The organism is Caballeronia sp. (assembly GCF_049581465.1).
Taxonomy (GTDB): Bacteria; Pseudomonadota; Gammaproteobacteria; order Burkholderiales; family Burkholderiaceae; genus Caballeronia.
The window spans coordinates 1-5,315 of the sequence record NZ_JBAUSA010000345.1 but is presented as its reverse complement, the minus strand read 5'-3'; the positions used below and the strand labels follow the sequence as shown (position 1 = coordinate 5,315).

7 protein-coding genes and 1 pseudogene are annotated in these 5,315 nt (G+C 60.2%); 1 reads left to right on the top strand and 7 read right to left on the bottom strand.

The genetic code is table 11. The features are described from left to right. Positions 1–134: 134 nt before the first annotated feature. Entirely contained in the window at positions 135–830 is a 696-nt protein-coding gene (locus WCA53_RS08710) for a mobilization protein (protein ID WP_423908040.1), read from the bottom strand. Positions 831–1,029: 199 nt separating this feature from the next. On the opposite strand from WCA53_RS08710, the gene WCA53_RS08705 reads away from it, so the two are divergent. Beyond that, positions 1,030–1,188: a hypothetical protein gene (locus WCA53_RS08705; protein WP_423908037.1), complete on the top strand. Its 159-nt coding sequence runs from the start codon at positions 1,030–1,032 to the stop codon at positions 1,186–1,188. A gap of 58 nt (positions 1,189–1,246) precedes the next feature. Here the strand turns inward: WCA53_RS08705 and WCA53_RS08700 are convergent, their stop codons facing one another. From WCA53_RS08700 to rsfS, 6 genes and pseudogenes are all read right to left on the bottom strand, one after another. After that, on the bottom strand, positions 1,247–1,540 hold the full coding sequence (locus WCA53_RS08700; RefSeq protein ID WP_423908034.1) for an addiction module antidote protein: 294 nt from the start codon (positions 1,538–1,540) through the stop codon (positions 1,247–1,249). Positions 1,541–1,543: 3 nt separating this feature from the next. Continuing rightward, positions 1,544–1,844 (bottom strand): annotated as a pseudogene (locus WCA53_RS08695) (type II toxin-antitoxin system RelE/ParE family toxin). Between the two features lie 415 nt (positions 1,845–2,259). Further along, positions 2,260–3,729, bottom strand: a complete 1,470-nt coding sequence (gene rng, locus WCA53_RS08690; protein WP_423908032.1) for a ribonuclease G — start codon at positions 3,727–3,729, stop codon at positions 2,260–2,262. Positions 3,730–3,737: 8 nt separating this feature from the next. Then, entirely contained in the window at positions 3,738–4,358 is a 621-nt protein-coding gene (locus tag WCA53_RS08685; protein WP_423908030.1) for a Maf family protein, read from the bottom strand. A 66-nt stretch (positions 4,359–4,424) separates the two neighbouring features. Then, the gene (gene rlmH, locus WCA53_RS08680; protein ID WP_423908028.1) at positions 4,425–4,895 is read right to left on the bottom strand and encodes a 23S rRNA (pseudouridine(1915)-N(3))-methyltransferase RlmH; all 471 of its coding nucleotides are present in this window, start codon (positions 4,893–4,895) and stop codon (positions 4,425–4,427) included. Positions 4,896–4,948: 53 nt separating this feature from the next. Continuing rightward, positions 4,949–5,315 (bottom strand): ribosome silencing factor (gene rsfS / locus WCA53_RS08675; RefSeq protein WP_423908025.1); only part of this gene is annotated, 367 nt, incomplete at its 5' end.

Genomic DNA, 5,315 nt, shown 5'->3' with positions numbered 1-5,315 from the left:
GTACTGCTGGCGGCGACGTTACTGCAACGCAACACGAGCGTCTCTTCTACTCGGGGAGAGGGAGGTGGCAGTAGCTTTTCACCCGCCACGAGAAAATCGCGACGGGTTTTCGCGGGCCTGGAAAATGGGACAGCCTACAACGCGATCTTGTCCATCGCGCCATACACGCGATTCAACCAGACCTTCACGCGTTGGCGGTCCAGCATGCCGAGTCCGCCTGACGATCGATCGGGATGATTGATCGCGGCCCAGAAGCTGGCGCTGTGCTGGTCGATTTTCTGCATTGTGGTGTCGGGCAGACGGCGCAGCGAAATCACGCTGGCGCCGAGCGCTTCGGCGCGCTGGCGTTCGCCGGATGCGTCCAGGATGTCGAACTTTTCGCCGCGAATTTCGTTCAATACGATGACAAGCTTGAGTTGTCCGCCGAACTGGTCGAGCCATTGCCTGAGTAAATCCACCGAGTCGCGCCCGGCATCCATGACGTGCCACCACGTTAGCGTGATGCCGTTCTCGGCGGCGAAACCGAGCACATCGGAATCATCGAACCAACTCGCAAGCGTTGCCTGCGTTTGAGCCGCGAGATCCACCAGGATGCGACGCGACGGATCTTCCATCGCCCGTTCGATAACTGGATCGAGGCTGTCATGCTGATCGAGCACGGCGGGCGCAGTGAAGTCCGCGTAGAAGCGCAGAAGCGCGCCGTGCGAGCGGTCGGTATCGAAGGCTACGAACGGCACGCTCCGGTCAATAAAGTACTGCGCCAGTAAGCGAGCCACCAACGATTTTCCGACTCCGCCTTTTTCCCCGCCGATGAAGTGGATGTAGCTCATTTTTCGCGAATCCCTTGTCGTGATTTAGCCGGGTCGAAATGCAAAGGTCCAGATGAGGGTCGTGCGACAGAACGGTAGCTTACATGGGACAAAATCTTGTGACACCGTGGACGGCTGGCGAACGTCCGAGTTCCGGGTATGCCGCGGCGGCTCGTGACCTATAATTTAAGCATGGTCGCGACTCGAAAAGGAGGCTGCCATGACTCAGTCAATGATTAGCTTTGTGGTTGGACTGGCGGTGGTGTTGATCGCCGGTTTTATGGTGGCGCGACGTTATCGGCGCGATCATCCGGACGAGGGGATGGGTCAGTGGCTTGATGCTCACCATATGAGCTGGCTGCATCACCATAGGCACTAAGTGCACGCTCGCAAATGAAAAGCCCCGCTCGGGCGGGCGGGGCAATATGTCCACTGTGTCAGGTTGTCGAGGCGTGCAAGCGGATACCGAGCGCACGCACTACCTTCCAGATAGTGGCGAACTCCGGGTTACCTTCTCCAGACAGGGCGCGGTAAAGGCTTTCGCGCTTCACGCCGGTATCCCGTGCGAGTTGCGACATGCCACGAGCGCGCGCAATCACCCCGAGCGCATGGGCGATGAATTTTGGATCGTCCCCAGCTTCTTCAAGACACGCGTCGAGGTACGCCGCCATTTCCTCTTCGGTGCGCAGGTGCTCGGCAGAATCCCAAGCTGTGGTCTTCACTTTGGTCATGATTCAGTCCGTATCGAGGTTTGCAGCGAGGGCCTTGGCCCGGTCTATGTCGGCTTGCTGCGTGGATTTGTTGCCGCCGCACAGCAGGATCACAAGAACGGCGCCGCGGTGCGTGTAGTACACCCGGTAACCGGGGCCTTCATCAATTCGCAGTTCGTTGACGCCGCCGCCGACCGGTTTATGGTCGCCGGGGTTACCCCGTCGCCAATCGGTCGATTCGTGCCTGAACCCGGACCCTGGCGCGCAAGTTTCGCAGACGATTAAACCAGTGGTCGAAAACATCGGTCGTACGGATATTCGGCATGACCTAATTGTAACTCATGGGGGACAGCCGCTCAATCGCAGGCGGTACCGCCTCATGTCGCGGCGCTGGATTCGAGTCGGAGAAAACTGGTTGACGCGTTCTGGCGGGAGGTAGTGCTAACGGACACGTTCAATAACTTTCCTCTTTTCTCGATTCGCGCGCTTTGTGCCACGATGTTTTCGATCGTACGGCGCGTGAAGAACGATGCCGAACGCCACCCCCGCGCGCCTGCACAAGCGCATGGTGCTGAACACTCCTCACGGGATACGCAATGATTCCCACCACACAACGCGGCGCATATGCCCGCACCAACCGCGCAGTATGTGCGGCTTCCGTGGGTAGCTAGGCGGGTAGCTAGCGCAAGATATGAGGCCCATAAATCCCTGAAAGCCTCTCTGGTAAAGGCTTTACCAGATCACATCAAAACAATATCGTACTGTTCCTGGCTCAAATTCGATTCCACCTGTAACGAAACCGGCTTGCCGATAAAGTCCATCAGCATGGCGAGATGCTGCGACTCCTCTTCGAGAAACAGATCGATAACCTGCTGCGACGCCACCACCCGAAACTCGCGCGGATTGAATTGCCGCGATTCCCGCATGATCTCGCGCAACACGTCGTAGCACACGGTCCGCGGCGTCTTGACCTGCCCCTTGCCGTCGCACGTGGGACATGGCTCGCACAACACATGCGCCAACGATTCGCGCGTACGCTTGCGCGTCATCTCGACCAGGCCAAGCTGCGAAAACCCATTCACCGTCACGCGGGTCCGATCTCGCGACAACGCTTTCTTCAACTCGCCCAGCACCTGATCCCGATGCTCGACGTTTTCCATATCGATAAAGTCGATGATGATAATGCCGCCCAGATTCCTGAGCCGAAGTTGCCGGGCAATCGTGTGCGCGGCTTCGAGATTGGTCTTGAAAATGGTGTCGTCGAAATTACGGGCACCTACGTAACCACCGGTATTCACGTCGATGGTGGTCATGGCTTCGGTCTGGTCGATCATCAGGTAACCGCCGGACTTCAAGTCGACACGGCGCGACAGCGCGCGCTGGATCTCGGTTTCGATGTTGTACAAGTCGTAGAGCGGCCGCTCACCTGAATAGTGATGCACACGCGACGCGACTGCTGGTGTGAACTCGGCAGCGAACTCCGAAAGCATCTGATACGTTTCGCGCGAATCGACCTGAATGCGCGTGGTCTCGTCATTGACGAAATCGCGCAAGACCCGTTGCGCCAGATTCAGATCCTGATACAGCAGCGAGGTCGGCGGAACGCGCTGCGCCTGCCCCACGATGGTCGTCCACGTCTTGCGCAGATAGGAGACATCGGCGGCGAGTTCTTCGCTCGATGCGTCCTCGGCGATCGTCCGGACGATATAACCACCTTTTTCATCGACGGGTAAAACAGCCGTCAGCCGCGCCCGGATCACCTCGCGTTCGGCTTCGCTCGCGATCTTCTGCGAGATGCCGATGTGCGGTTCCTGCGGCAGATAGACCAGCGTACGCCCCGCGATGCTGACTTGCGTGGAGAGGCGCGCACCTTTGGTGCCGATCGGATCCTTGACCACCTGAACCATCAGCGCCTGGCCTTCGAACACGATTTTCTCGATCGGCGTAGGCGGCGCGCTGGAATGTGATTCGCCGGCAATCCGCGGATGCCAGATATCGGCCACGTGGAGGAACGCGGCACGCTCCAGTCCTATGTCGATGAACGCCGACTGCATGCCGGGCAGCACGCGAACCACCTTGCCGAGATAGACATTCCCAACACGTCCACGCGACAGCGTGCGCTCGACGTGAAGCTCTTGCACTGCGCCCTGCTGAACGAGCGCGACACGGGTTTCCTGCGGTGTGACGTTGATGAGGATTTCTTCGTTCATGGACTATTTCAGAAGTCGACGCGCGCCACGCGCAGGAGTGCTGCTGTTTCGAAAAGGGGCAGACCCATGATACCCGAATAGGATCCTTCGATTCGCTCGATAAACGCCGCCGCACGCCCCTGAACGCCATACGCTCCGGCCTTGCCCAGCGGTTCTCCGGTGGCTGCATATCGTTGCAGTGCAGCACGGTCGACTGCGGCAAAGCGCACGTTGGAACGCGACAGGACGGGCGGTAGCAAAACGCCGTCGGCATTGACCACGGCGAGCGCCGTCAGAACCTCGTGATTGCGTCCCGACAGCCGCTCGAGCATGGCGACGGCATGTGCTGCATCGTCAGGCTTGCCCATGATTGCGCCATCGAGCGTAACGGTCGTATCGGCAACGAGAATGGGTGCTGGTGCATACGCGGCATGCGCCCGTCGAGCATGGGCCGCCAGCGCTTTCGCCGCGCAAACGCGCAATACATAAGCGTCGGGTGCTTCGTTGACGCGCTCGGCTTCAAGTGCCTCGGCGTCTTCATCGGGACGGGGCGACAGCAGCTCGAACCGCACGCCCAATTGTTGCAGTAGTTCCTGGCGCCGCGGACTCTGCGACGCGAGATAGACAAAGGGGAAGGTAGGTGAGGACATCGAGGGGGTTCTCAAAAGTCGGGTGCGAGCCAGCGAGGGCGCGCCTGCCGCCATGACGACCCGCGTTCACACTCGATGATAGGGATGATTCTGCGTGATGCTCCACGCGCGATAAAGCTGTTCGGCCAGCAGCACGCGGACCATGCCGTGCGGCAACGTGAGGCTTGAGACGCGCAGCAACACCTCGGCGCGCGCCTTCACTTGAGGATCGAGCCCATCCGCACCGCCAATCACGAACGCCACGTCACGGCCTTCCTGCTGCCAGCCCGGCAACGCGCCCGCAAGCTGCATGGTGGTCCAGTCGCGACCGCGCTCGTCGAGCGCCACGATCAGCGCGTTCTTGGGGAGTGCCGCTTCGATCCGCTGGCGTTCGGCGCCCATCACGCTCTCGGCGTTGCGTCCCGACGAGCGTTGTTCCGGCTTGATCTCGCGCAATTCGATACGCAACTCCGGCGGCATGCGCTTCGCATACTCATCGAAGCCGCTCGCGATCCAGTCGGGCATCTTGTGGCCGACCGCGAGAATGTGGAGTTTCATGGCTATCGGCTATCGGCTATCGGCTATCGGTCGAATCGCTTCAGGTGCGACTCTTAGCGACGCGTGGTCTTGCGAGCCGGCTTGGCGGCGGCTGGTTCGTCGTCGTCATCCGGTGCGCTGACCTGCGCACCGCCAAAACCACCCGAGCTTTGCAGTTTGACGCGCACCGGCTTGTCGCCCCAGACCTCTTCGAGGTTGTAGTACTGGCGCAGCGCCGGTTGCAGGATATGGACGACGGCGTCGCCGCAATCTACCAGTACCCACTCGCCGACTTCCTCGCCTTCGGTGCTGATGACGTCGCCGCCCAATTCCTTGACCTTATCGCGCACGCTGTTCGCGAGCGCCCGGGTCTGCCGGTTCGAGGTGCCACTCGCCACGATCACGCGGTCGAAGAGGGAGGTCAGGTGCGTGGTGTTGAAT

Excerpts from the sequence above, each read along its gene's own strand:
- WCA53_RS08710 (WP_423908040.1), bottom strand. The coding sequence starts at position 830 with ATGAGCTACATCCACTTCATCGGCGGGGAAAAAGGCGGAGTCGGAAAA.
- WCA53_RS08705 (WP_423908037.1), top strand. The coding sequence starts at position 1,030 with ATGACTCAGTCAATGATTAGCTTTGTGGTTGGACTGGCGGTGGTGTTG.
- WCA53_RS08700 (WP_423908034.1), bottom strand. The coding sequence starts at position 1,540 with ATGACCAAAGTGAAGACCACAGCTTGGGATTCTGCCGAGCACCTGCGC.
- rng (WP_423908032.1), bottom strand. The coding sequence starts at position 3,729 with ATGAACGAAGAAATCCTCATCAACGTCACACCGCAGGAAACCCGTGTC.
- WCA53_RS08685 (WP_423908030.1), bottom strand. The coding sequence starts at position 4,358 with ATGTCCTCACCTACCTTCCCCTTTGTCTATCTCGCGTCGCAGAGTCCG.
- rlmH (WP_423908028.1), bottom strand. The coding sequence starts at position 4,895 with ATGAAACTCCACATTCTCGCGGTCGGCCACAAGATGCCCGACTGGATC.